The 2,105-nt window shown below is 64.6% G+C and carries 3 protein-coding genes and 1 pseudogene; 1 reads left to right on the forward strand and 3 read right to left on the reverse strand.

Annotation, left to right across the window (positions count from 1 at the left end; genetic code table 11):
* Positions 1 to 99: 99 nt before the first annotated feature.
* The 3 genes and pseudogenes from ACFPP6_RS36355 to ACFPP6_RS36365 form a co-directional block, all read right to left on the reverse strand.
* Positions 100 to 734: pseudogene (locus ACFPP6_RS36355) on the reverse strand (IS256 family transposase).
* Positions 731 to 865, reverse strand: a complete 135-nt coding sequence (locus ACFPP6_RS36360) for a transposase (protein WP_382051128.1) — start codon at positions 863 to 865, stop codon at positions 731 to 733. Before ACFPP6_RS36360 ends, ACFPP6_RS36355 begins: the two are co-directional and overlap by 4 nt.
* Before the next feature lie 81 nt (positions 866 to 946).
* On the reverse strand, positions 947 to 1,120 hold the full coding sequence (locus ACFPP6_RS36365; RefSeq protein WP_382051129.1) for a hypothetical protein: 174 nt from the start codon (positions 1,118 to 1,120) through the stop codon (positions 947 to 949).
* A 165-nt stretch (positions 1,121 to 1,285) separates the two neighbouring features.
* On the opposite strand from ACFPP6_RS36365, the gene ACFPP6_RS36370 reads away from it, so the two are divergent.
* Entirely contained in the window at positions 1,286 to 1,483 is a 198-nt protein-coding gene (locus ACFPP6_RS36370) for a hypothetical protein (protein ID WP_382051130.1), read from the forward strand.
* Positions 1,484 to 2,105 lie beyond the last annotated feature (622 nt).

The raw sequence follows: 2,105 nt of genomic DNA on the forward strand, positions 1-2,105 counted from the left end.
AGCATGATCCGCCTCGCCGCCATCGCCAACCTGGCCAAGCGAGCAACCGGAGAATCCACCTCTACCTGGCGAGACGCATAAAACGCAATCACTCATGAACTACGCGAACCAGACGTCCTCTAAGGTCCGCACGATCGCGGGATACCGCTGGCCCAGCTCGCCCGCAGCGAATTCAGCGAGGGCCTGTTCGGCGGCCTGTTCGGTCGGCGCCGTCTGGATCACCTTCAGTTCCGTGACCAGCTTCGCGTGGTGGGCTTTGGCGGTGAATCTCAGCGATGCCCGGATCAGGTGGATCACGCAGGTTTGCACGTTGACTTTGGGCCAGGTTGCGGTGACGCGTCGGGCAGGCCCTTCAGGCCGTCGCAGGCGACGATGCACACGTCCTCGACCCCGCGGTTGCGGAGCTCGGACAGCACTGTCATCACTGTCATCACTGTCATCCAGGTCGTAGCGCCTTCTCCCTAGCCGCCGGCCCACAGCCCGAGCACGTCCTTTCAGCCGTCCATGTCCACCCCGACGGCCAGGTAGACCGGCCGGGAGACCACTGGTCCGGAGCGGATCTTCACCCACAGCGCGTCAATGTGTAGATGATCGGCCAGACCGCGTCCAGCGGACGCGTCTGCCAGGCGTCGAGCTCGTCGGTGACGGCGTCGGTGAACCTTGCTGATCAGGTCGGGCGAGATCTCGATGCCGTACATGCCGGCCAGGTGCGAGCGGATGTCCCGCACGCTCATGCCTCGCGCGTACAGCGACAGAACCTGGTCGTTGAACCCCGCCAGCCACCTCGCGTCACCAGCTGCGGCTCGAACAAGCCGTCACGGTCCCTCGGTACCGCCAGCATGACCGCCCCAGCGTCGGTCAGCACCGTCTTCGGTGATGTGCCGTTGCGGCTGTTGCCCGAGCCCCCGGCCCGCCGGATCGTGCTTCTTGTAGCCGAGACGCTCGGTCATCTCCGCGTCCAGGGCCCACTCCAGCACGCCCGGGTCACCTCCGTCAGCAGACCACCTTCGCCCAGCAGAGCCGCCCCCGAGGCGTCGGCACGGTCCATCAGCCGCTCGACGACCTCGTCCACCAGCTTGTCCGCGACCGCCTCGACGGCCAGGATCTCCTTGTCGTTCATGTCTGTCCGTCCCGGCTGGTCAAGGCCCACATCGGGGGCCCGGCCAACCTTGTCACATCACAGACTTACACGATCTTTCAGGCACTCTCCCTCTCAGCCCTGAGTCGTGCAGTCTTCCAGATCTTCGCCGAAGGTGATAGCCAGATCGACCGCGAGGGGCCTGGCGTGGCTGATTTGCCCGACCCCCACTTCCGGGAACTGATCCACCCGTACACCGGAGATGTCGCCGACGCCCGGGTCTCATCTCACGGGTTCAGCTCGGACTTCACCGCAGTCATCACCAGCGAGCAGGGCGTGTTCTTCGCAAGGCCATGTTCAACCAGCCCGGAGGCCGACGGGATTCCCTTGTCCGGGAAAAGCTGATCAACCCCTACGTGCCTCCGCTCTCCCCCTGTGCTGTGGGGCGCGGAGGAGGAGGGTGAATCATCCTCGGGTTCGAGCCGTTCAAGGCAGGTCATCCGGCTTCGAGCCGGACTCTCCGGACCTGCCCGCGATCGTCGGCGTTGTTGACCGCATCGGGGACATCGTTCTTCCCGACGTTGCCCAGTACTGGCCAGAGGCCCGGTGAGACGCTTTCACAGCGGAGGAGTCGGACGCGGCACTGTTGCGGGGAGAGGCACTGGCACCGTCGCCGCAGGAACGGCACTTCCGCTTCTGCCTAGGCAAGGTTGTGATCAGGTCCCGGACGGGGTGGCCGAGGGCCCTGCCCGCCCACGACCAGAAGGATCAGGATTCCTCGACCACAGTGTCGGGACCTCACCATGCCGCACGCAGCCACAGGCCAAACACCGATCGATCGAGATCGACTATTCCGGCCTGAACCCAACCGAAACGGCGAGGCTACTGATCTTTCAGGATTACGGTCCGTCTTCAAAGGATCGCCGGAGTGGTCCATGATGATTGAGTGCGCCGTCGTCATGAACTCTCCGACCAAGAGTGGGAGTTACTGGCCCCGCTTCTGCCTCGATCCGGCATCGGTCGCCCT

It is taken from the genome of Streptomyces aureoversilis, from assembly GCF_042657885.1.
GTDB classification, from domain to species: domain Bacteria; phylum Actinomycetota; class Actinomycetes; order Streptomycetales; family Streptomycetaceae; genus Streptomyces; species Streptomyces aureoversilis.